We start from the raw sequence: 24,335 nt of genomic DNA, 5'->3' as shown, positions 1-24,335 counted from the left end.
ATAATTCCTCCTTAAAAATCTAAATTAATACCGAATACAAATTGACGCAATAACGGGCTTTTCGCTGAGCCTCCACGTTCTGCATCGTAATTTTGTACTAAGTCACTTTTCGACCATGAGAACAAATTGTTCCCGCTAAGGTACAACCGCGCTCCATTTAGGTGCGCACGATCTGTAAAAGATTTCGGCAAACGGTATCCTATTGTTACCGTTTTCAATTTGATGTATGAACCGTCTACGTAGCTGTACGACTGGTATCCGAGGTAATTATAGAAATTAGTCAAATCCGGGCGAGGAAAGTCATTGGTTGGATTTTCCGCTGTCCAATAGTCTAAATAAGCCGGATGGTTACCTTTCCCCTGTGGATCATAGGAAGCAGTAAAATCATACTCCATCATCTGTCCCCAACGTGCGATCGTATAGATGTTAACGTCGAAGTTTTTATAGGTAAAATTATTATTAAAACCTAATGTCCAACGCGGAGATGTTGTTCCTATATAGGCCACATCATTAAGATCGTCAATCACGTTATCTCCATTCAGATCGGCCAATTTAATATCGCCCGGTTTGAAAGGCTGCGTCTTAGCTGCATCTTTAAAATAAGTCGCCGCTTCCGCAGCCTCATCAGTCTGCCAAATTCCTAATCGCTTGAATGTATAAAACGACTGTAATGGCCGACCAATCAATAAGCTCTCCGTTTCCCTAGTGGTCGCTCCGATGATATCTCTTCCATCGATCAAATCTAGGATTTCCTCCTTATTTGCTCCAAAGGTGAAGTCCGTGTTCCATTTAAAAGTCTTATCAATATTTTTGGTATTTAAGACAACCTCGACTCCGCGGTTTCTAGAGCTTCCGATATTCTGATAAATTTGAAACGGTGTATTATTACCTGATCCCATGGACGTCGGTAATGTTCTAGGCAATAGTATATCGGTCGTTTTGGTGTCGTATACATCGACTACTAAGTTGATGCGGTTTGCAAACAAACGAAGATCTGCTCCTAAGTTCCATGCTGCCGACCTCTCCCAGCCTAAATTGCGGTTTCCGATTAATGTGTTATATGCATAATAGGTGAATCCTTGGTCTTGAAAACCCGCATTAGCATAAGAGGTCAACCCAGATTGTGTGCCATATGGACTGATACCCGAATTCCCAGTTTGTCCATAACTCAAACGAAGTTTGAAATCGTCTACCTGAGGTAGATTGAACCAATTTTCATCACTCATACGCCAAGCCGCAGCAACAGATGGGAACATCGCCCATTTGTTATCTACAGAAAGACGGGAAGCACCATCCCAGCGATTAGATACTGTTAATAAATATTTTCCCTGGTAGGAGTAATTCGCACGAAATGCATACGACATCGTTTGATTTTGTATATATCCCGAACGAATAACATAAGAGTCTTTATCATTAGCCCCTATATTATGCCATAACTGCTCAGCCACTAACTGTCCCGTTCCTTCCATATAAGAAGAATTAAATTTTGACTGCGTCCAGGAAGTTAAAGCCGTCAATGTCAAATTATGCGCACCCGTTTCATAGTTGTAATTGATGATATTATCCCATGAGATAAAGGACTTATCCGTTTTTAAGATAGACGCTAAAGAGTTAGGAAATTCTCCTGCCCGATCAATAGAGTTTTCACTGTCAAAGTCTTTATTGTTGTGATAAAATAAGTTTACCCCCAAGTTAGAGCGGAAAGTAAATCCTTTAAAGGGCTTTATTTCAGCAAATCCGTTAGTAATTAAATTGGTGTTTGCAATACGATGCTGAGCAGTATATGGTGTCGCTTCATCAGCTAAGGGACTTACTTTCCCTTCACGACCCAATGGCCATAAAATCACATTTCCTTCATCGTCATATGGCAAGCCTAAGGGCACATTAGTTGCTGCACGCCAGAGAACATTATCTGCACGCTCACTACCGTCGTAGTGCGTTATCTGACTGGATGTTCCCACTTTTACGAAACTTCCAATGTTATGATCCACATTTAAGCGCAGATTATATTTATCTAAAGCATCATCTTTAAAAGAACCTAATTCCCTGTAATATCCCCCAGACAATAAGGCTGTTGTATTATCAGTACCTCCGCTAATCGATAACTGATGGTTCTGGACTACTCCATTTTTAAATACTTCATCTTTCCAATTAACCCACTGGTTGTTTTGTAAAGCTGTCCACTCACCTACCGTGAATAAAGTTTGGTCGTCCGCAGGGCCGTTCCACTGTCCCGACGTTATCGCGGCTTCGCGCCGAAGCTGAACATAATCGTCGCCTGTACGCATCTCAGGATATTGTGCCCAGCCATTAACACCTATATAGGTATTAAAATTGATCTTAGGCGCACCGGTTTTCCCTCTTTTGGTCGTTACAATAATAACACCATTTGCACCCTGCGAACCATAAATCGCCGTAGAAGATGCATCTTTCAACACTTCTATCGATTCAATATCCTGCGGATGAACATCACTGATATTGCCACCTTGCATACCGTCAATGATTACCAAAGGATTATTTGCTATCGCATTACCATATTCATCTTGAGCCGTAGACAACGATCTTTTCCCACGAATATTCATATTGACTCCAGAAGTTGCACTACCTGAGGTCCGCGTAATATCTAGTCCAGGCACTTGTCCCTGAATAGCTTCCAAGGGATTATGCGCTGGTGAACGAACAATATCCTCCGATTTAACAGAGGTAACTGATCCCGTCAAATCGCGCTTTCGAACGGTTCCGTAACCGATAACAACAACCTCATCCAGCTGTTGATCATCAACTTGCAGAGAAACCGTTACTTGGTCATTCGCCTTCACTGCTAAAGGGTAATCTAAATAGCCTACTGCTGTGAACAATAAAGTTCCCGTTGGAGTGGCCAAACGAATAGAGAACGAACCGTCGTCCGCTGTCAGCGTACTTACAGTGGCATTTTCCAAAGATACTGTAACACCTGCCAATGGTTTTCCGTTCTCGTCTAATACAGTCCCATTAACACTTTGCTGTGCTTGCACGGCTGCTAACGTGTTTTCAATCGGTAGCATAATGATGCATCCCAGCATCATCAGCGACATGATGATTGATCGATGTATCAATCTCCATGTGTTGGTAAAATGTAGGCTTTTCATAAATTTTGGATTAGTTTTAACTTGTAATTACTTATTATTTAATGGTCACTTCCTTTTCGAATTGGGCTGTTTTGATTACAATTTTTCCTGGTTTATCACCATTTTCCTTCTTCAGTATGCCGACAGCCAACCCTTTATAAGTATTCCGTTTTGGACTACTCAATGAATTTAGGTCTGCTTGATAACCGTTGTCCGTTCCAACGACAGTGATATTCTCTTTCGGCACAAACGATAATTCTACATCATTATTGGGCACAATCGTGCCTCGTTCATCAACTAAAGATACCGTCAGAAAATGAAGGTCTGTTAAGCCATCTACCGCATAGCGATCGTGCTCCACATCAACTCTAATATCTACGGGTTCTCCCGCCGTTCGTTTTATCACCTCCTGCACTACCTTGCCATCTTTTATTTTTACCACCTTTAACTCTCCCGCCTCAAAAGGTACCTTCCATTCGGTGTGCAACTGATCGTCGGTTTTGGATTTCCGACCGAGCGAACGTCCATTCAAAAATAATTCAACCGCATCTGCATAATTATAATAGCACCATACATCGATGGTCTCGCCTTCCTTCCAGTTCCAATGCGGCAAAAGGTGCAACACTTCTGTATCTGTCCACTCCGATTGATACATGTAATACACATCTTTTGGTAGGCCTGCTAAGTCTACAATACCATAATAGGAACTACGTGCAGGGTATGGGTAAGGTACCGGCTCTCCCAAATAATCGAAGCCCGTCCAAACGAAAATACCACCCAAGAAATCTCGTTTCTTCACTTCCAACCAAGCACGTTCGTGACTTGTGCCCCAATAAGCGGCCACATTATCGTATGCAGAAACCGTGAAATCGGGATTTCCATTTGTGACAAATTTGTCTTGTGAAGAAGCCGGCCACAATTGAATCGTATCATGTACGCTATCATACACCCCTCTAGTCTGCAATGCTGACGTCGTTTCTGATGCGATTAAAGGAAAGCCCTTGAATTCTACTGGCAATTTATCGTAATCAAAATATTTATAGTTGAATCCGAGTACATCCAAAGAGCGTGCTTGTGCAATAAAATTCTTGTCGTAGTTTGTTTCTGTCAGGGCAGCAGTAACAGGACGCGTTGGATCTAGCCTTTTAACCACCTCTGACATATTTTTAGTCAAAGCGATACCTGTGCTGTCGAATTGCTCTCTAATTTCGTTGCCAATACTCCACATGAACACAGAGGTGTGATTACGATCACGCTTGATAAGGCTTACAAGGTCATCGATGTAATGCTGCTCAAAATCGATATGGTAATCAAATTTATTTTTACGCTTGGCCCACATATCATAAGCCTCATTTTGCACCAAAAAACCGAGCTCATCACATAAATCTAAAAATTCTTCCGCTGGGGGGTTGTGCGCGGTTCGGATAGCATTAACGCCCATATCTTTCATGATGAGCAACTGGCGCTTAGCTGCTGATTTATTAAAGGCGGCCCCTAATGCGCCAAGATCATGGTGTAAACAGACCCCGAATAATTTATAGGGTTTACCATTTAAAGAAAAACCCTGTTTTTCATCAAAATGAAAATGCCTGAAACCTACTTGATAAGTCAACGCATCCTGTACTTTATTAGCATTATCTAATAAAACAATTTGTAAGTCGTACAAAGTTGGATTCTCTGGCGACCATAAGGACAAAGTACCTAACTGAAGTTCGTCTTCAAATTGGTCACCCGCTATCGTTACCACTTTCTCTGCAAGCAGCTTTTGATTTTTATCCTGCAGTTTTACCAATATTCTGGAGGGTTTAGCCGTTGCTCTATTAAGTGCAGATTGTATACGGAGCGTACTTTTCTCTATAGTAACCTCTGGCGTCGTAATAAATGTCTCCGCGCGCAGTAGGTGCACAGACGACCGCTTCTCCAATTTCACATCCCGATATATTCCCGATCCGGTATACCAACGGGAATTGGGCTGTAAACTATTATCTACGCGCACCGCGACAACGTTAGGTTTATTTCCGTAGTGTAAATAGGGGGTCAGATCATGCTCAAACGACAAATATCCATTTATATTTTTACCTAAATACCGGTCGTTGATCCAAACTTCAGCGTATCGGTAAACTCCGCCAAAATGCAACACAATATGTTTACCTTTATCCTCCTCCGGCAAGGAGAAATCTTTCCTATACCAACCAACTCCACCCGGCAATGCTCCGCCTGCATTGCCTGCAGGATACTCTTCACCAAAATCGAATCCTATACTCCAATCGTGTGGTAAGGCAATTTTTTGCCAATTTGCTGCCACGAAATCTGCCCGTCGAAATTGCAAGTCATCTTCTAAAGTAAAAGACCAATCGCCATTAAAATCAACCGTTTCCCGAGGTTGTGCTATACCGAACAAAAATGTAACGAATAGAACTAGAAAGGACACTAACTTCTTAAACATAATTATGATGAGATTTACTTGTTCTTATTTAAACTTTACTTTACTTTTCCCTTTATCGGTTGAGGTCGCTAGCGCTATGCCTCTATTTCCCTCTTTATCCACCGCACAATAATAATGGTAAACCACGCCTTTATGCTTAATAACAAAGGATTTATGAGCATATTGATTATCAAAATCTTCCGTGGATTCTATTAGATTATTCCCTTTCCAATCGGTCCAATGGATAAGATCCTTAGAAGCTGCGAATCGATTAAACGCACCTGCCCTGTCTTTCCAAAAGGCACCGAAATAAAACATCACCCAGGTTTTCCCGATACGTTGAATCATTGGGTCACCAGTGATACCCACCGGATGATGTACCACAGGATCTTTTAAATAACGTTTCCAATTTTTCATATCATCGGAGACAGCCATTCCTATCCGTTCGTACCATCTTGTGGGTTTATTGTTTTCCAAGGAATCACCCACAGCATTGTAGTACATAATAAAACGATGACCTGTATTTCGCTGTTTATCTTCAATCACATAGCTCTTGAAGAGCTTATGTCTATTTTCCCACCAACGGACATCTTCATCCTCGCTAGTTAAAACGGGACTATCAAGTCGTTCCCACTCCATAGGTTTCGATGGTCTTTCGGTCGTGTACGCCATCCCGATCGCCAACGGCTCGGGCTCATACCCTACCGAGACACCCCCAAAATACGACATCCAATATTTACCATCATATGTATGTGGCTTGTAAGTTCCACCCCATTTGGTGTCTATTAAGGCGTTGTATCCAGCACGTTGTTTGCTATCCCATTTATCACTATTTTCTTTCGACATTTGTTTACCTAATGTTGTCCAATTTAAGAGGTCGGTACTCTCGGCCAGCCAAGTTTCGTAACCTTCTCCATCGAAAACAAGATAACTCATGTACCATTTTTTTCCTATCCGGTATACACTCGGACAATCCATAAGGTCACCTTTCTGCTGGGGAGTCAATACTAACCCGTATTTATAAGGAGTTTTCACCTCTTGATAAATACGCTCCATTTCAGCATCGGAAACCATTTGTGGTTGTGCAATACTCATTTTCCCTATCCAAAGGAGACACAACAATAGCGTTATTCTCTTCATTACCTTATTGTTTAATTTCATACTCTCCCGATCCTAATTCTATTGCCAGGCCGTCCGCTGTCAATTCATGCTTGTAAACTTCGAACGGTTCACCATTCACTCGATATTTCCGAGATTCAGGAAGTACCAAGGTCGCTTTACTGTTCGCAGGGATTTCTATCTGGAAAATATCGCCATTTTGTTCAAATTTCACCGAGCCATAAGGACTTTCATAGGCCACCGATCTTTGTTGAACAACATCCAACAATTTAGGGGCTATACAAACATGTTTATAGGCTATGGATCCTTCTTGTTGACCCAACCCTCCTAAACACGTGTGAAACCATTCCATTAGGTGGCCTAACATAAAATGGTTGTTAGAAACCGTTGGCAACGCAGCCCAGGACTCGGTTAACGCGGTCGCTCCCTGACGGATCTGATATCCATACCCGGGCCGGCTATCGTCTTTATGCATCGCATAAATCAAATCATCCCGCCCAGCCTGTTGTAACACCTGGAGTAAATAACGGTGTCCAATATCGCCTGCGGTAAAGCTAGTATCCCTGCTTACAACGTCTTGAATAAGATTTGCTAACACCTTCTCACGGTTGGCCTCCCCTACAAGTCCCATATACAAAGGCATAGCAAGTGCAGTCTGGCTGCCTGAACCGTACAATGCGGTATCTTCGTTATAAAAAGTATCATTAAAAGCGTGATATACGACCTTTTGCAAGGAGTCTGCATACGTTTTATAGGCTTCATCGTTCATAAGATCAGCAATCTTGCTCATTACTTGGAGGTTGTAATAGTAAATGGAGGTTGCCGTGATACCGGGAGTTGTCAACTGAGAAAAACCAGGACGTTCCGGACCTAAATCATACCAATCGCCTAACCCGTGATAAAGCACATTGTCTTTTGTTTTTCCGTGGAGATAATGCATATATTTTTTCATCATCTCATAATTATCGGTTAAAAGCGCTTTATTTCCATACCATTGGTAGGCATACCAAGCTAGTAAAATCGAACTCGATCCCCATTCTGGAGAATCTCGGAACACATCACCTCCCCAATCGAAGTGAACATACTCGGGAGCGATTTCAGGCACTAGGCCTTCCGCCGTTTGAGATTGTCGCATATCACGGAGTGATTTCGCAAACAAACGTTCTACATCGAAGTTATATTGAACAGAAGGCCCCATCAGATGTAACTGCTCCAGCCAACCTAATTTCTCTCGATGTGGACAATCGGTGAATACACTCACCATATTACTTTTTATACCCCAATTTATCAACGTATGTATTTGATTAAACAAAGTATCTGATGTATTAAAGCTTCCAATCTGTCGAGCTCCGTTCCGAATGTGCTCTGCAGTAAGTTCTTTAATCTCAATTTCCTTGTTACCTGCCGGCATTAAACGCACTTCGGCATAACGAAATCCATAATACGTAAAACGCGGGCGCCAACTTACTTCCCCATCTTGCGCAAAGACATATTGATAATAGTAAGGACTTCCGGAATGCTTTTGGTTTGCACGTCCTCCATCCGTTAACAACTCTGCCGGATAAATCCGAACGGTATCGCCTTGCTGACCTTTCATTTTTACATGTACAATCCCCGACGCATTCTGTCCAAAATCATACACGTAAATATTTTTCTCCAGTGATTTTACCAATTTCGACGCAAAGCGCTCCATAATACGAACGGGCTCTGTCTCCTGTACACGCAGTGAAGGACCATCGACCAATAACGCATTATCCCATGCGCTATCATCATAATAGGGTGCACTCCAATCTTTAGAAAGCACATGTTCATCGTAATCTTCGCCACCGTACATACTAGAAAATGTAATCGGCGAACGATGTACTTTCCAAGTATCATCACTTACGATTGTTTCCTCCGTTCCATCATCGTATCGATTAACCACTTTCATCTTCACTTTCGGTAATCCGAAAGCTACTTTATGCTTTTGAAATCTTCCGCTGATAGGGGGGATATAATAAAAACCATTACCCAGCATCACACCGATCGTATTCTTGCCTTTAAGCCACTGATCCGTTAAATCGTAAACTACATAATAAGCTTCTTTATCGTATTTTGTCCAACCCGGCTGCAATACTGCACTGTCCACCGCCTCACCATTCAACAATAATTCGTAATGCCCAAGCCCCGAAATGTAACCTATTGAAGACACGACTTTCTTGTCTACATTTATATTCTTCCGAAATACGGGTAATTCATAACTTTTATCAATCCTGAGCTTACTCGAGCTTAGCGGAAGCGGGTTAACGAAAGAATCGGGAAGTATCTCTTTTGTAATCCATTGGGCACCTTCCCAGTCAGCTTCCGCTAACAGTCCTGTATGAAAATTTTGTACAATACTCTTCGCAACATTTCCTTGATTATCTTTTACTTCAACACGTACATAATAGGTTTTTCCCGTCTGCAGATGCTGTCCATTGTATATATTATATAACGACTGATCCGTAGCCACCCAGTCGGAATTCCACAGAATATGCTTTTGTTTCGATAAATCTGGATGACTACTAACGATGATTCGATATGCCGTCTGCACGACGTTATGTCCGTTACTATGGAGTTGCCAGCTAAAGGACGGCACCAGCGTATTAATGCCTAAGGGATTTTCACGTCCTTCGATTTGCACCTGTTCTACATGTAACCGCTTTGATACAGAACAACTAGATGCACCTACTAAAATAAAGGTGACAAATATGTAGAAAAATAGATGTTGATCAATTTTGAGCCCCTTCATTTTGTATAAAATTTTCATTTACTTATATTATCTTATCACGCTTTCCAACCACAAGGAAAACAAACGTCAGTTTCTGGTGAAACTATCAAAACACTACTAAACCGCCGTCCTGTAGTGTCCTGTTTGTTACATAAGCTCTCCTCCCTTTTCCATACGTAAAAAGTAATCGATACCACCTACTTGCCCCCCTTTGAAATTGATCGTCATGCCTTGAATATGGGGCTTTTGGGCATGTATCTCGCAAAGTGGTGCACCGGGTACCACAGGAGCCACCATTTCTACGGCTTCAATACCTAAATGACGCGCAAATAAACTTGACGTATCCCCGCCAGCAACCACCACGCGGTCCAGTTTCAATACCTGAGCCACCTGATCCGTAATATGTGCTAATGTCTTACCATACAAACTAGCCGTATACCCGTTAATTTCTAAGGAAGACAATCCCCGCTCTTGCAAAACTTCTCTTGTTTTTCCCAACCGAGGATCATCCGGACCAATACTGGTATGTACGATTACGCTCCGCCCCATCAGCATGTGTTCTCGTACTTCTTCCACTACAGCAGAAAGATCGTAGGTATCGGGATCATTAGCCAACCCTACACCGTCTATAGGCACCTCTTTAAATCCATGTGCAATTGCATATTCGATCTGTTTTCCTGTAACTACCGAACCGCTTCCCGAAAGCACCAATAAAGGTTTAGCCGATTCAAGCGTTGGCCATTCTGTCCGTGGCGATACTATTCCTTGCTTGTTCCATGCGGCACAAAGTGCCTTTGACACGGCTGAAGATCCGACGGAATAAAGTGGGTGCTGCTGCCGCGTTGACAGTTCTTCCAGCACCTCTCCGATACGTTCTAAATGCTGTTCTGTCATCGCATCAAACAACGTTACTGCTGCTTGCGTTTCCTCGTCGATTTTTCGAACGATGGTCGATGCATCCAAGCTATCCAGTTGCGTTACATCAATCAAACCAATTGTCTTATCTGTTTGCTGCGCGAGGTGAAGACGGAGATCACTTTCTTTAGCGGGCGTAACGGGATGTTTAGCCATACTAGGATGCCGGTCCAACCGAAAAACTTCCCCCTCTCCTCCAGTTCCCATCCGGGCAAATAGATTTCCAAAAGCACAATACCTCCCCAAATACGGCGCTCCCACCACTAACGGAACCATCTTGGCAGAAAATGCGTCCATTCCGATATCAATAGCTTCACCGATGCTTCCTATGGTCGGAGAAGAGTCAAACGTGGAACAAACCTTATAATGGACATGTTTTACATCCATCGCCGAAAAAAGATCAAACACCTTTTGGAGCTGTTCGCCAATTTCCGCTGTCGGCAGCGTACGTGTCATCCCGGCTATACCGATAGCCTGCTTATCTCCAAAAGCTTGCAACTGCTCAACTGTCGGAACGCCGGTAAATAGAACCGTATCAAGCCCCATTTCCGCCAATGTTTGCAATGCGTCCGTAGAACCAGTAAAATCGTCCCCGAAAAAAGCTATGCTGTATGCCATCTTTCCTATTTTTACGATTTATTCCCTCCAAATTTTTCGACAGCTTGTTTTACTGCCGGATACTGTTGCGCCGCTTCCGCTAAAGTTAAGCCCGCTACCGCCGCTTCCCAAGCTTGCTTAATACCTTTGACACCGCTATCGATCCCGCCGGGATGTGCCATTATACCACCGCCCGCCAAATACAAAAAGTCGGTCGTCTTACTTAGTCTATAGGTATCGATAGCTTGTCCACCCCACTGTCCTGATGACAGCACCGGGAGAGCAGGCTGTATGTTGCCCATCGGTGCCAGACATCCTTTAATAGATTTGAGCACCGAATCATCAGATTCCCAAAACTTATTACGAATACCATTGACATGTAGCTGATCAACACCTGCCAGCCGCCATAATTTCTGATAAGCAGAAAAAGTCACGCCTAATAAAGGATGTCGGTTTAGCATTCCCCAACCGTTGCGATGTCCGTGGATGATTAGCTGTCCAATATCCGCTATACGCTTGGTTGCCGTTAAGCCTACACTGTATAAACTAACCATTGCACAACTCCCCCCTGCTTTGACCACCGTTTCATAGTTCCGAAGCATATTATCCATTTCATCACTAATGTTGAACGCATACATTACCTTTTTTCCGGTTTTGTCCTGATAGCTATTCAACACCTTCATGATAGCTTCTACCCGTTTTTCAAAGGGAGAGTTCTGGCTAGAGCCCATTAGTTCGTCATCTTTGATGAAATCTATACCGGCTTCGGCCAATCGCTTTACCAAATCTGCTGTATCCGGTATCGTTAGCCCCACACTTGGCTTAATAATCGTTCCTACCAAGGGTGTTTTCATTTCAGGGGAAATAAGGTTTGCCGTTCCTTGGATACCGTATTTCGGACCACGGAAATGCTTCGTATAACTATCCGGGATCTGAATATCCATCAGCTTTATGCCCGTAAACTGACGCAATTCGTATAAATTGCCCATCACGGTAGAACAAAGCACCGGTAGATTCGCACCGAAATTGGCAAGTGACCAGGAAATTGTCACCAATCCCCGGTGATATTTGTCGAAATGTAGCTGTTCGCTTGGTAACGAAGCGTGTGTCACCGTTTCCAATTCTTCTATCCGCTCAACGCGTGCGGCATACTGCATTTTTAATTCTTCTGTTTCGCCAGGTATGGCGACAAACGTTCCCGACGACTGTTCTCCTGCCATTACCGCTGCCGCATCAGCTAACGGGTACGGGGTTTCCACATAATAAGTCGCTTCAATTCTATCCATGCTCTTCCTTAATTTTATTATCTTCTCGTTGTTCCACGCCGGCTTGCCCATTCAACCGGTCTTCTTTCTCTTGTTTTCTTCTCCAATAATTCGCTAAAATCGACCCGGATATATTCATCCAGGGACTAAATACAGCTGCGGCAAGCCCCACGGTACCTAACTTGCCCATACTGCCGGCCAATCCACTGGCCATTCCTCCGTTTTGTAAACCAATCTCTAAGGCCATGGCGCGAGCAGAGTAGTCATTCAAACCAAACAGTTTACTGAACCAGTAACCAAAAAAGTAACCTGCTCCATTATGTATGACCGCAGCCAAAAACAATACTGCTCCAATTTCCATGAGGTATTTTTGCCCCGCAGCAGTTGTCACTGCTGTAAAATATATAATACCGAACATAGAAAAATAGGGCATGCGTTTATCTAATGACGGCAGTCTTTTTGTCAATAAATGATAGCCAAACCCGACCGGTATAGCACCCAATATAAAGCAACAAGCTTCCACTATGGCCATTCCCGTCGACGTAATGACATCCTTAAAAAATAGCTGAAAACTAACGATCGAAACCGTCAACAATAGGAGAATGATGATAGACGTCCGGCCCAAGCGTTTATAGGTCGTCGGGGATGCCGTCTTAAGATAATCATGCAGCAACCCTGCACCTATAGGCACAATCATGATTTTGATAATTTCCATAGCCATCTCTAAAAAACCCACCTCTACCATCGTCCCTGCATAAACCTTCATCATAAAAGGCGTCATGATGGGTGCTACTATGGTCGTTAGTGCTGTTACCGTTACCGACAACACCAAATTAGCTTTCGCAATATAGGCCATGACATTCGAGGCCAAGCCACTGGAACAACAACCAATCAAGATAACGCCTGCCGCGATCTCCGGTTCAAAATCAAAGACCTTGGTGAGCAAAAAGCCTACCAACGGCATAATCGTGAACTGAGTAGCCAAACCGATAGCGACTCCTTTTCCAGAAGCCCCGATTCGGGTAAAATCTTGCACTTTCATCTGTATACCCATTCCAAACATCACCAACTGGATGACCACTAGGATAAGCCATTTATTTCGCATATCAAAATCACCAACATGCAAAATTCGGTCTGGAAAAGTCATCCCTGCAATAACGGCTACAATAATCCACATGGTGTATTGGTATCCCTTGGTACTACCGAAAGCACCAAGACCAATCGCACTAAAGATACTACCTAAGAGCAGCGCCTGCTGAAAGTCAATAAAAATATCAAAAAAGAATCCTATACCCGCAATCGCGAGCCCAAACATCCCTAGCCAAAAGCTCCATAATCTCCAATTGCTCATCATCGATCTTTTTTATTAGGATGCTTCGCATACTGCTGCCAAATGGTCCACTGCAATGCCTGGACTACTCAATATTGGCACGTTTCGTTCGCTGTCGGGCATTTGGTTAACCGCTCGTGCCATGGAAGCTTGTGCCAACAAAATCACATCCACCTCTCCCGACAACTCACGAAGCGCTGCTATAATCATATCGTCGTGCTTAACTGGATCTCCTCCCATAAGGGCTTCAAAAGCCCCTTCGCATAAACGGCTTGTCAGCTCCACTTTTTTCCCGGCCTTTTCTGCCCTACGCAAAACTAGGTCACTAGTCGGTTCTAATGTCGTCGGCAACGTGGCCACAACACCTATACGTTTTCCTTCTGCTACTGCCCGATCTACCATAGGCTGATCAACTCGAATAACCGGCACTCCTGCCTTTTCCGCTGCCCGTTCTACGGCTCGGCCTATCGAGGAGCAAGTCACCATGATCAGGTCTGCACCCGCTTGTTCGGCAGACGTCACATAATTGATGACACGTTGGGCTGTGTCTTCTTCCAATCGACCCTTTGCAATGACATCTTTAATGAGGCTGTCATCAACGATATTAAATACCTCCGCCGGAACAGCCTTGTCTTTAAACAAATCTTGAAATACCGGAACGAGCGTCGCCGATGTATGGATAAGTCCTATCTTTTTCATATTTTTTCTTTTATTTTTTTCTTTATATATCGTAACTGCTATGTCGGTTTACAGAAAACGTTCGACCATATCCCGCCATCTTTTATAGCTCTTCTGTGTTGCGTCTTGTGACGAACTAGGGTAAAAAATCACCGTATTGTTTTCGTTTTGTGGCAAAACTACTTCCAGCGAGGTTCCCCACACGCCAATCCCTGCTAATCGCGCACAGCCTAACGCCGATGCATCGGCCATAGCACCACACACGACCGGCTTATTTAACAAGTCAGCTAGAAATTGTACGACAAACTTGTTTTTTGACATACCCCCGTTAACCATCAATTGAGATAGTTTCAATTGATGCTCTGCCTCCGTTGCTAGAATAACATCCTTTATTTGAAAACATACGGATTCTAATGCTGCTCGGATTAGATGCGAACGATCGCTGCCAAAAGTCAAGCCTGTAATTGTGGCTTTAGCATCCTTTTTCCAATAAGGGGTTCCCATTCCACTAAAGGCGGGTATCACGGTCACACCGTGATTTGCAGGTACTTCTTGGGCAATTTGTTGTAGCTCTTTTTCCTCCACAAATAACCTCAACTGATCGCGCATCCATGTAATCGTGGCTCCACATGAAACGATAATTCCTTCAGCAGCGTACACCACACCTTGTTCCGTACTATAATAAATCGCATCTACGGTATCCTGACCTTTATAACGCAAATCCTGTCCGACTGCCATCATAATTGAACTACCAGTGCCTAAAGTAGCTTTTGCTTCTCCACGCTTAAAGCACCCCGCGCCTAACGCCGCTGCTTGCGAATCACCGATAACCGCACGAATGGGCAAAGGCTCATCAAACAAACCATCAAATGTAGAAAGGGCATATTTATCAGAAGAGGAACAAACCTCTGGAAGCCTTAACCCCTGTAAACCAAACTCTTTCAACAACGCCTCATCCCAAGTCAGCTCATAAATATTGAACAACATCGTACGCGATGCATTTGTATGGTCGGTTCGATAACACTGACCTGCCGTCAGCTTATACAGTATCCAGGTATCTACGGTGCCAAAAAACACATTTCCCCCCTTAAGTTCCGCAGCAATAGCCGGCACATTTTCCACTAGCCAAATCAGCTTTGTTGCCGAAAAATAAGGGTCAATCGGTAAGCCTGTTTTGGTCTTTATTAAATTTTCTTTACCATTATTCTTTAATCGATCACAAATGGCTGAAGAGCGTTTACATTGCCAGGATATCGCGTTATATAGTACGTTTCCCGATGCATCCCAAAGCACGAAAGTTTCCCGTTGGTTCGTGATACCCACCGCTGCAATCTGATTCGAATGTATGCCCTGTTGTACGAGATCATCGCGACAAGCCTCGACCGCTTGCAAGACACTCTGGTAAATTTCTTCGGGGCATTGTTCGACGAAATTTTGTTCATAACGAATATCCAACTTCGCCGCTCCTTTGGCCACAACCTTGCCCGACGTATCAAAAGCGAGGGTTTTTGTGCTGCTCGTTCCCTGATCTATCGCTATAATATATGGTTTGTTGCTCATCTTATTTTTTATCTTTGTGCTGCGAGCGATCAATAATGACCGCAATCAAAATGACCATACCTTTCACGACCTGTTGCCAAAAAGGAGACACCCCCAGCAGCACCAAACCGTTGTTTAACACCCCGATAATTACCGCTCCCAATACGGTGCCCATAATTAGGCCTCGTCCGCCTGACAGGGAGGTCCCTCCTATCACTACCGCCGCAATAGCGTCCAATTCATAGCCAACACCTGCATTTGGCTGGGCAGAGTCAAGACGAGAAGTGACCAATATACCGCCTACCGCAGCTAGCATACCCGCTAGCATATAAACCAAAGTCTTCACACGGTTCACTTTAATACCAGACAACCGTGCCGCGCGTTCATTTCCTCCAATCGCATAAATGTAGCGACCAAATCGGGTTTTTCTCATCGTAAAAACCGCTAAAACAGTCACCAAAGCAGCAATCCAAACTGGTATGGGTACCCCTAAAAACCAGCCTGTCCCCAACTGCGCAAATGGTTCTCCTAAAGAACTTATCGGATATCCCTTCGTCCAAAGCATCGTAAGTCCGCGGGCAATCGTTAACATAGCCAGTGTGGCCACAAATGGTTGCACTTTAAAATAGGTGATCACCCAGCCGTTAACCAGGCCCAAAACACCTCCCATAACAATTCCCATTAAAATGGCTCCCACCGTCGTAAATCCTGCATACACCCCGAAGACCGGAAGTTCCACACCCATACTCAAAAAAGAAGCCGTGACAGCTCCTGCGAAAGCAAGTACAGAACCTACTGACAAATCAATGCCTGCCGATATGATGACCAAAGTCATCCCGACCGCGATGCAGACGTTCACGGAAATTTGGCGCATCACATTCCAAAGATTGGTCACCGTCATAAAACGATCGGAAAAGATGGCGATAATAAAACACAGCAAAAATAAAGCAATTAACGGCTGCAACTGCTGTAATCTTTTTTTATATGGGGCAATACTTAAATTCATATGGTATACTTATTTATCTGGCAAAGCTGCCTGTAAAATCGTTTCTTCAGTAGCTTCGTCTGTCTTAAACTGTTTTGTAATTCGGCCATCACACATCACCAGAATACGGTCGGTAATGGCAAATAATTCGGGTAATTCCGACGAAACAACGATAACGCCCAATCCGAGACCAGCTTGCTCTCTTATTAAATCATAAATTTCTTGTTTGGCGTATACATCAATACCCCGTGTAGGCTCGTCCAGCATCAGTACTTTCGGATTCGTAGCCAGGTATTTGGCTAGCACTACCTTCTGCTGATTCCCTCCACTCAAATTACCCACAAACTGCTGGTCGCTCGCCGTTTTAATACGCAAACGTTCCACGTACTGCTGGCAAAGTTCCTTTTCCTGCACATCGGCTAAAACACCTAAGTTTTCTAAACTCGACAACACCGAAAGGGATAGGTTAGATCGCACATTCATTCCCAGCACTAATCCATCTCCTTTACGGTCTTCCGGTACAAGAGCCAGACCGTACCGAAGCGCTTGATTAGGCGAACTAAAAAAAGATATTTCATGCTGATCAAAAGAAAAACTGCCCGACAACGGCTTTCCGCGTAAACCAAACAATGTTTCCAGCAGTTCTGTTCTTCCCGCCCCCATCAAACCAAAAACGCCCAAAATTTCGCCCTTCACCAAATCAAAAGATAGGTTATCCAGTAGCATCCCCTCCTTATCCGGATGGGCAAGCGACAATTTATCTACCCGAATTACTGTCGTTTCGGTAATTCGATCGGGACATCTAACCCGTGCTGCCAAGTCTCTTCCTACCATCATATTGACCAGTTGCTGCTCATCTACCTCACCCATCAAGCCTTGTTTAACCACCTGACCATCCCGCAATACGACATACTCGTCTGCAAGCGCGAATAGCTCCTTCATCTTATGGGATATATAGACCACTGTTTTGCCCGATGCTTTGAGATCCGCGATGATGTCATATAATGCGTTTACTTCCGATTCACTGATAGCCGACGTTGGCTCATCCATAATTACCACATTGCTTTCAACGAGCAACGCTTTGGCTATTTCGATCAATTGGCATTCGCCAACCTTCAATTGAGACACAGGAGTATCCAAATGAAGATCTAACTTCAGCCGCGAAAGGAGTTCCTTGGCGACCCGTTTCATCTGAGCAGTGTCCAAAGCACCCCATGGCGTCATAAGCTCTCTACCTAAAAAGATGTTCTCCACCACGCTGAGATAAGGTATCAGATTGAGCTCTTGGTGGATAATGGTAATGCCCTGATCTTGTGCATCCCGAGGGCCCTGGAAATGCATTACTTGATCTTTATAAACCAAGTCCCCTTCGTAGTCCCCATACACGCCGCTCAATATATTCATCAACGTCGATTTGCCGGCACCATTCTCACCAATCAACGCAATCACCTTTCCAGCAGGAAACTCCATGCTAACATCGCGTAGTGCATACACACCGTTAAACTGCTTGGTGATATTTTTTAAAGAGACCATGATACTTCTCATTCCGTTATAATTTGTAGCTGTGTCGGCATAACTTCAAAATCGGCCGTTATACCCAGACGTTTGTTTAGTGCAAACGCACCCTGGACACTAACTCGCTGCCCCACTTGCACGGCATCCAAAAAGGCCGGAACCACTTGTTCCCGCACTTGTTTATTTATAATCTCCGAGATCGCATTAAACTTAGCCAATTCACCTACATCCTCCAATCGTAACTCTCCCGAAGCGTCGCGAATCTCATTACCGAAAATATAAACGGTTGCTAAACGCAACGAACAAGCTTCCGGTCCTGCTCCAAATTTTATCCGCACGAAGCTATCGTTAATTTCTTCCACTATACCTTCACCACGGACTAAAAAATAATATCGATTCCCAATATTAGTCTGCTTTCCGTACTGTCCCCAGTCCGCATCCTCTTGGGTTAATGCCTGCAATAATGCACAGGGTTCAGCCGCACTCGCCAACACCTCTGGGAGTCTTTCGGTTAGATACATGTCTGCTAATAACTCAGCCTCTCCATCTACCTGCTTCGAAATACGCGAATCCAGCGATACCACATAAAAGGAATTATACAGTAAAAAAATGCTGACTAGGCCAATAAGGCCATACTTTAAAACTTTGCGGTTTTTGGACGGTTTGCCTTTATCATTCTTTACCATAGCTCGAATATATACGTACATTTTCAGGAGTAACCAATTCTACGTCCACCAAGGTTTTTTGCGGAAAGGTAGTTTTACCTTCAAAAAACTCTCCAGAGAACGCGACAGCCGTCTCTGCTATTTTTTGTGGAAATTGCATCACCGTAGCTGAAAGTCCACCCGATTGGATAGAACCTACCGCATCTTCCGAACCATCGAAACCAAAAACTTGAATCTTTTCATCTTTACCTACTGCTACCAATGCTTGATAAGCCCCCATGGCCATCGCATCATTTCCACAAAAGACCGCATCTATATCAGGATGCGCCTGCAAAATAGACTCCAATACTTCCATAGCCTTGTTTCTGTCAAAGTCCGCACTTTGCTGCGCCACCATCTCGATTTCTGGAAAATGATCCACCACATAATGAAATCCTTTCGATCTGTTCCACGTATTATTATCGCCAACTAAACCTAACAATTCCACATATTTGCCTTTCTTTCCCAATGAACGGACGAACAGCCCCCCTAATTCCACACAACCGGAATAACTATCCGACACAATTTGCGATGTTGCTGCTTTCGGATCATTCAGTTCTCGGTCCATACAAAAAACTGGAACGCCCGCTTCCATTGCTTTACGTGCATTCGCGACAGAACCGTCTGAATCAGTCGCATTAAGTAGTATCGCATCGTAACCTAGTGCTACCGCATTTTCAAAATGATCTGACTCTAAAGACGTATTATTCTGGGAATCAAAAATGCGCGCGACATAGCCCCGTTTTTCTGCTTCATCCTTCGCCGTTTCGGCTAGGAATACAAACCAAGGGTTGTTCAATGTTGAAACAATGATCGCAATCTGTTTTTCCGAAGGGTTGTTCTTTTCACCACGACCACAAGCGATAATTAGCGACAGCAATCCCCCTATAAGCAGATATCTATATATGATATACATAATAAATAGGTTTATTTAGCAATTTCCAGCAGCTGTTCCGCAACCGCCGTTATCCCTTCTTCATTAAGACCATAATGGTCGAATATTTCTTGTTGTGCGCCGGTGACCGTATATTCGTCCGGAATCGCCATAATCTGGAAACGATTAGAAAAGCCTGCTTGCAATAAAAATGAAGCACATGCTTCCCCTAGACCACCGTATACACTATGCTCTTCTACGGTTAAAATAGGCATTCCTGTGGCCGCTAGCTTCGTCAACAAATCTGTATCTAGCGGTTTTACAGTATGCATACTAACAACCGTGGCGGCGATACCCTGTGACTCCTTCAACCTTGCGGCGGCTTCCAAGGCCGGATGCAACAGCTCGCCAGTCGTCACAATAGCAATATCTTTTCCTTCCCGCAAGACACGCCCTTTCCCAAATACAAAAGGCACCTCTTCGCTCAACACTGGCATCGGCCGTTTACCGAAGCGCAGATATATCGGATGCGTCGCCTCGGCTGCTTGTCGCACTGCTTCCTTTGTTTCAAAATTATCAGCCGGTGCACAGACCACTAGGTTATGGATTGCGCGTAAAGCCGCATAGTCGTGCAAACTATGGTGGGTAGAACCCAGCGCTCCATAGCTCACTCCGGCACTGATCCCTACTAATGTCACCGGGTTATCGGAATATGCTACGTCATTTTTTATCTGCTCTAAGGATCTTGCCGTCAAAAAGCAAGCGGGTGAAACCGCAAAAACCTGTTTACCAGTAGAGGCTAATCCGGCGGATATACCAACCAAGTTCTGTTCGGCGATGCCAACTTCTACCAGTTGTTTTGGAAAACGCTGTGCAAAAGGAACCAATTTACCCGATCCGCGGGAATCGCTTGTTACCACCAGCAAACTTTTATTCTCCTCTGCTATACCCTGTAGCGTTTCAGAGAAAGTTTCCAAGTTTGCTTTTCCCATTTTTATCTCTTTATTCATCATCTAAAGCCATTTTAATCTAAAGCCAAAAGGGATTCCTCCAATTCCTTTTGTGCTTGCTCATATTCTTCTTCATTAGGTACTCCGTGATGCCATTTCAATACATTTTCCATATAGCTGATACCTTTTCCTTTTATGGTATGTGCAATCACCAAACAGGGCTTTCCAGACGACAAAGGAAGTTGCTTGAAGATGCGCTCTAACTCCTCGACATCGTGCCCATCGACCTCCATCACATCCCATCCAAAACTCCGGAACTTATCAGCCACTGGATCGGTGTTACACACCTCACGAGTAGGAGCCGAAATTTGCATCCTGTTATAGTCCAATACGGCACAGAGATTATCCAATTCATAATGAGCTGCGGTTAACGCAGCCTCCCAATTGGAGCCTTCGGCCAGTTCTCCGTCACCCAATAGCGTGAAGACTTTATAATCTTTCTGATCTAGTTTCGCAGCAATCGCCATACCTACACTCAGGGAAAGACCATGTCCCAATGCTCCGGTATTCTGTTCTACCCCCGGAACCTTTCGGGTAGGGTGCCCGATGAAATGGGAGCGATATCGCCCTAATGTCTCCAGTTCCGACTCCGGGAAAAAACCCTGATCAGCCAGCACCACAAAAAGAGCTTCCACACAATGTCCTTTGCTCTGCACATAGCGGTCCCTGTCGGGACTATTAAAATTGGAGGGACTCACATTCATAACGCTGTTATACAGCACATTCAATATATCCACGCAAGATAAACTCCCTCCCGTGTGACCGGCTTTTGCCTGGTAGATATATTTCAAAATACGTTGGCGGTATTCAACAGATTTTTTTGCTAACGATTTTTCCATTACACTTTATCATGATTATAGACGTCCCAGGACAAGTAATTCCCTAACGCCTCCTCTAATATTTTACCGGTCTTTGAGGCATTCATTACTACATGATGCTCAAAGCCATTTCTACATACGTATTGCATCAGGCCCTGTAAATTAGGTATCTGAGCTACCGCACGATTACCGAAAGTATTTAACTCGTCGTCAGTCAGTTCTCCCTCGCCGAGATAGACCTTAATCTTACCTTGCACATCATCGGTACTAATTCGACCATATGTCAGCGGTGAAGCTGGTGTGCGACCATCCAACGCCCCCCAAGTGTTCTCTACACCCAAAGACGATCCCAAGATTGGCGCATTGCTAATTTCGATCTCTGGCAAGAAAGCTTTTGCCCAGTTTCCACAATGGAATAGTACTGTTTTATTCGGATCGTCGGCGTAGTTATTATTCCAATCTACCAACGCACTCGGAGTACCTGAGGCCAGCTGCATAGCATACATCGTCAGCGTACCTGTCACATCGACTTCACAAGCACTGGGCAACATATTTTCACTCATCATACTCATAGAGGTACAGACGTTGCATCCATAATTTTGTTGTAAGGAAGTCCAACATTGTAGGGCTGTAGCATCCAACGCATTCTCCTGAACAAACTCTTCTAAAACCAGGTCCAATTTAGCCATCTGAATCAGTGCCTCATCTGGCGTTAGCCCGCGCTTTGCATAACTCAACATCTTATCAATACGGTCTTTCACGACCTTGTCGTCGTTTTTAATGCGATTCGCCTGCCCTAAAATTTCGGACAAATCGACTGTCACCACGGTAATCCCGTTCCGCTGTAAGATTTTTTCACTGTAACGCACCGTGTTAAAACCACCCGGGCGAGCACCAACTGCGCCGATACGCATGCCTTTCAGACCACGAACTACCCGACACACCGCGGCAAAGTCTTTAACTTCTTGTACAAAATCAGTATGATCTGGACGAATAACATGTTGTTCCGTCAAACTATATTTGATACCGTATTGATATAAATTATTACAAACGGAAATCTTACCACACCAGGCATCACGACGACGGGCGACGTCCAATTTATCAAGATCGTCTGGATATGCCTGCACCAGTACGGGCACATCTAGCCCCGCCATATTAATCGTTTCAGCAATTCCCCTTTCGTCCCCAAAATTGGGCAATACAACCAATATCCCCATAATCTCTTCGCGATGCGCCTTGAAAAGATTGGCACATTTTTGGGCATCTGCAAATGTCTTCACTCCACCCATCTCCGTATCCGATTCCTGCAGCATCCGATAGCCCAAGCCCGCTTCTTCCAACGCGCGCATTACCTCGCTCCTCGCTGTTCCCACTAAATGATCCGGAAAAAAATCTCGATTTCCGAATATTACACCTAACACTCCTTTATTCATTTTTTTTCTCTCTCTATATTATTTTTAGTTATATAGCGTCTCTCAATCCGCTATGATGATCTCAATTTCGTGATCCCGGAATACGTTTTTGTGCCCCTCCTCGATTTCGGCGTCCGTGACCAAAAAGTCAATTAACGACATTGCACCCAAGCTTGCGAACGATGTTCTTCCGATCTTCGTGGAGTCTGCTACGAGGTAAGTCACTTCCGCCGCGTCTACCATCGCCTTTTTAACGACAATATCACTAATACTAGGATAGGTCAAACCCGCTTTCAAGGATACGCCCGCCGTCGCTAGAAACAGCTTCTGGACGTTAATGCCTTTAAAAAAATCGGCTGCTTTTTGTCCGGTCAGCGACAAAGTAGGCGGTTTAAATTCTCCACCGGTCATGATCACTTCTATGCCCGGCTCTGCTCCTAGCAATAAGGCGATGTTCAACGCATTAGTAATGACGGTCAAATTCTTGATTCCCTTGATCCTTTGTGCGATTTCTGTCGTTGTGGAACCCGAGTCTAGAATAATGGTATCCCCATTTTCGATTAGTTCGACACATTTTGCAGCAATCCTTTCTTTTTTGCCCACATTTTCATGTTGGTGGGCGAGCGAAAACGTACGGACCTGATCTTCAATATTACGCAGATAGGCTCCCCCATGATCCCGCGAGATAAGCCCCTCTTTTTCTAATTTCTCCAGATCCTGGCGAATAGTTGCTTCGGTCACTTTAAAAAGTGTGGCTAAGCTGATGACTTTAGCCGCGCCGTCTTCCTTCAGGAGACCTAATATTTTCTCTCTACGTTGGATGGGTAACATAATTTATATAGCAGTCTGCTCGTTTATATATGCTAAATATCGAAAATAAAACGAAACAAACAAAGAAAAAAGAAAAAAAACGAAAGAAAACATCAGGTTATAGGTAGGTTCATCGCTACGTAACATGGAACCAAATGCAACGTTCTTCACAGGAGCCTCGTCATGAATACTGACAGTGTAATAGAACATCTCCTTAAATTCCATTAGATTTAAGGAGATGTCCGTCTACATATTTATAGGATAAAGGAGCAACGACACGATTTTAAGGCGATTCGACGCTGCTTCATGCGAAAACGAGAAAAAGTTCTCTGTTAGGAATCCATCGTTAACGGTTTAAAAATCGTTGCGGGTCGGCTACATATCCACGTAATTATTGTTGAAGTTAAAAAACACTTACTTCGGAAGCAATACACATTTCGTTTAAAGCATGTTACGTATCATGAGTTCAAACGCAAGACAATA

General features: G+C 44.0%; 17 protein-coding genes. All 17 read right to left on the bottom strand.

What is annotated here, in order from left to right:
* Positions 1 to 11 precede the first annotated feature (11 nt).
* The gene (locus LKO28_RS05495; RefSeq protein WP_227693703.1) at positions 12 to 3,128 is read right to left on the bottom strand and encodes a SusC/RagA family TonB-linked outer membrane protein; all 3,117 of its coding nucleotides are present in this window, start codon (positions 3,126 to 3,128) and stop codon (positions 12 to 14) included.
* A gap of 34 nt (positions 3,129 to 3,162) precedes the next feature.
* Positions 3,163 to 5,553 carry a glycoside hydrolase family 2 TIM barrel-domain containing protein gene (locus LKO28_RS05490; protein ID WP_227693702.1) on the bottom strand — a complete coding sequence of 797 codons (2,391 nt, stop codon included), beginning with the start codon at positions 5,551 to 5,553 and terminating at the stop codon, positions 3,163 to 3,165.
* A 24-nt stretch (positions 5,554 to 5,577) separates the two neighbouring features.
* Entirely contained in the window at positions 5,578 to 6,672 is a 1,095-nt protein-coding gene (locus tag LKO28_RS05485; protein ID WP_227693701.1) for a glycosylase, read from the bottom strand.
* A 4-nt stretch (positions 6,673 to 6,676) separates the two neighbouring features.
* Positions 6,677 to 9,439 (bottom strand): family 78 glycoside hydrolase catalytic domain, encoded by a 2,763-nt coding sequence (locus LKO28_RS05480; protein ID WP_227693700.1) that lies wholly within the window; start codon positions 9,437 to 9,439, stop codon positions 6,677 to 6,679.
* 108 nt (positions 9,440 to 9,547) lie between these two features.
* Positions 9,548 to 10,933, bottom strand: coding sequence for a four-carbon acid sugar kinase family protein (locus LKO28_RS05475; protein WP_227693699.1), 1,386 nt, complete (start codon positions 10,931 to 10,933; stop codon positions 9,548 to 9,550).
* 11 nt (positions 10,934 to 10,944) lie between these two features.
* Positions 10,945 to 12,198, bottom strand: a complete 1,254-nt coding sequence (locus LKO28_RS05470) for a ribulose-bisphosphate carboxylase large subunit family protein (protein ID WP_227693698.1) — start codon at positions 12,196 to 12,198, stop codon at positions 10,945 to 10,947.
* Positions 12,191 to 13,531, bottom strand: coding sequence for a bile acid:sodium symporter family protein (locus LKO28_RS05465; RefSeq protein ID WP_227693697.1), 1,341 nt, complete (start codon positions 13,529 to 13,531; stop codon positions 12,191 to 12,193). Before LKO28_RS05465 ends, LKO28_RS05470 begins: the two co-directional genes overlap by 8 nt.
* 12 nt (positions 13,532 to 13,543) lie before the next feature.
* Positions 13,544 to 14,206, bottom strand: coding sequence for an aspartate/glutamate racemase family protein (locus tag LKO28_RS05460; RefSeq protein ID WP_227693696.1), 663 nt, complete (start codon positions 14,204 to 14,206; stop codon positions 13,544 to 13,546).
* A 48-nt stretch (positions 14,207 to 14,254) separates the two neighbouring features.
* Positions 14,255 to 15,745 (bottom strand): FGGY family carbohydrate kinase, encoded by a 1,491-nt coding sequence (locus tag LKO28_RS05455; RefSeq protein ID WP_227693695.1) that lies wholly within the window; start codon positions 15,743 to 15,745, stop codon positions 14,255 to 14,257.
* A 1-nt stretch (position 15,746) separates the two neighbouring features.
* Positions 15,747 to 16,730, bottom strand: a complete 984-nt coding sequence (locus tag LKO28_RS05450) for an ABC transporter permease (protein ID WP_227693694.1) — start codon at positions 16,728 to 16,730, stop codon at positions 15,747 to 15,749.
* A 9-nt stretch (positions 16,731 to 16,739) separates the two neighbouring features.
* On the bottom strand, positions 16,740 to 18,254 hold the full coding sequence (locus LKO28_RS05445) for a sugar ABC transporter ATP-binding protein (protein ID WP_227693693.1): 1,515 nt from the start codon (positions 18,252 to 18,254) through the stop codon (positions 16,740 to 16,742).
* Positions 18,251 to 18,910 (bottom strand): DUF2291 family protein, encoded by a 660-nt coding sequence (locus LKO28_RS05440; protein WP_227693692.1) that lies wholly within the window; start codon positions 18,908 to 18,910, stop codon positions 18,251 to 18,253. Before LKO28_RS05440 ends, LKO28_RS05445 begins: the two co-directional genes overlap by 4 nt.
* Positions 18,897 to 19,844, bottom strand: coding sequence for a D-ribose ABC transporter substrate-binding protein (locus LKO28_RS05435; protein ID WP_227693691.1), 948 nt, complete (start codon positions 19,842 to 19,844; stop codon positions 18,897 to 18,899). The genes LKO28_RS05440 and LKO28_RS05435 overlap by 14 nt, the downstream gene beginning before the upstream one ends.
* Before the next feature lie 11 nt (positions 19,845 to 19,855).
* On the bottom strand, positions 19,856 to 20,815 hold the full coding sequence (locus LKO28_RS05430; protein ID WP_227693690.1) for a transketolase family protein: 960 nt from the start codon (positions 20,813 to 20,815) through the stop codon (positions 19,856 to 19,858).
* Between the two features lie 11 nt (positions 20,816 to 20,826).
* Positions 20,827 to 21,651: a transketolase gene (locus tag LKO28_RS05425; protein WP_227693689.1), complete on the bottom strand. Its 825-nt coding sequence runs from the start codon at positions 21,649 to 21,651 to the stop codon at positions 20,827 to 20,829.
* Positions 21,651 to 23,063, bottom strand: a complete 1,413-nt coding sequence (locus LKO28_RS05420; RefSeq protein ID WP_227693688.1) for an L-fucose/L-arabinose isomerase family protein — start codon at positions 23,061 to 23,063, stop codon at positions 21,651 to 21,653. Before LKO28_RS05420 ends, LKO28_RS05425 begins: the two co-directional genes overlap by 1 nt.
* Before the next feature lie 42 nt (positions 23,064 to 23,105).
* Positions 23,106 to 23,873, bottom strand: a complete 768-nt coding sequence (locus LKO28_RS05415; protein WP_227693687.1) for a DeoR/GlpR family DNA-binding transcription regulator — start codon at positions 23,871 to 23,873, stop codon at positions 23,106 to 23,108.
* Positions 23,874 to 24,335 lie beyond the last annotated feature (462 nt).

Origin of the sequence: Sphingobacterium sp. FBM7-1, from assembly GCF_020687765.1 — a bacterium.
Taxonomy (GTDB): Bacteria; Bacteroidota; Bacteroidia; order Sphingobacteriales; family Sphingobacteriaceae; genus Sphingobacterium.
The sequence above is the reverse complement of the archived record's forward strand: the minus strand, read 5'-3'. Positions and strand labels throughout refer to the sequence as shown.

Excerpts from the sequence above, each read along its gene's own strand:
- LKO28_RS05495 (WP_227693703.1), bottom strand. The coding sequence starts at position 3,128 with ATGAAAAGCCTACATTTTACCAACACATGGAGATTGATACATCGATCA.
- LKO28_RS05490 (WP_227693702.1), bottom strand. The coding sequence starts at position 5,553 with ATGTTTAAGAAGTTAGTGTCCTTTCTAGTTCTATTCGTTACATTTTTG.
- LKO28_RS05485 (WP_227693701.1), bottom strand. The coding sequence starts at position 6,672 with ATGAAGAGAATAACGCTATTGTTGTGTCTCCTTTGGATAGGGAAAATG.
- LKO28_RS05480 (WP_227693700.1), bottom strand. The coding sequence starts at position 9,439 with ATGAAAATTTTATACAAAATGAAGGGGCTCAAAATTGATCAACATCTA.
- LKO28_RS05475 (WP_227693699.1), bottom strand. The coding sequence starts at position 10,933 with ATGGCATACAGCATAGCTTTTTTCGGGGACGATTTTACTGGTTCTACG.
- LKO28_RS05470 (WP_227693698.1), bottom strand. The coding sequence starts at position 12,198 with ATGGATAGAATTGAAGCGACTTATTATGTGGAAACCCCGTACCCGTTA.
- LKO28_RS05465 (WP_227693697.1), bottom strand. The coding sequence starts at position 13,531 with ATGATGAGCAATTGGAGATTATGGAGCTTTTGGCTAGGGATGTTTGGG.
- LKO28_RS05460 (WP_227693696.1), bottom strand. The coding sequence starts at position 14,206 with ATGAAAAAGATAGGACTTATCCATACATCGGCGACGCTCGTTCCGGTA.
- LKO28_RS05455 (WP_227693695.1), bottom strand. The coding sequence starts at position 15,745 with ATGAGCAACAAACCATATATTATAGCGATAGATCAGGGAACGAGCAGC.
- LKO28_RS05450 (WP_227693694.1), bottom strand. The coding sequence starts at position 16,730 with ATGAATTTAAGTATTGCCCCATATAAAAAAAGATTACAGCAGTTGCAG.
- LKO28_RS05445 (WP_227693693.1), bottom strand. The coding sequence starts at position 18,254 with ATGAGAAGTATCATGGTCTCTTTAAAAAATATCACCAAGCAGTTTAAC.
- LKO28_RS05440 (WP_227693692.1), bottom strand. The coding sequence starts at position 18,910 with ATGGTAAAGAATGATAAAGGCAAACCGTCCAAAAACCGCAAAGTTTTA.
- LKO28_RS05435 (WP_227693691.1), bottom strand. The coding sequence starts at position 19,844 with ATGTATATCATATATAGATATCTGCTTATAGGGGGATTGCTGTCGCTA.
- LKO28_RS05430 (WP_227693690.1), bottom strand. The coding sequence starts at position 20,815 with ATGATGAATAAAGAGATAAAAATGGGAAAAGCAAACTTGGAAACTTTC.
- LKO28_RS05425 (WP_227693689.1), bottom strand. The coding sequence starts at position 21,651 with ATGGAAAAATCGTTAGCAAAAAAATCTGTTGAATACCGCCAACGTATT.
- LKO28_RS05420 (WP_227693688.1), bottom strand. The coding sequence starts at position 23,063 with ATGAATAAAGGAGTGTTAGGTGTAATATTCGGAAATCGAGATTTTTTT.
- LKO28_RS05415 (WP_227693687.1), bottom strand. The coding sequence starts at position 23,873 with ATGTTACCCATCCAACGTAGAGAGAAAATATTAGGTCTCCTGAAGGAA.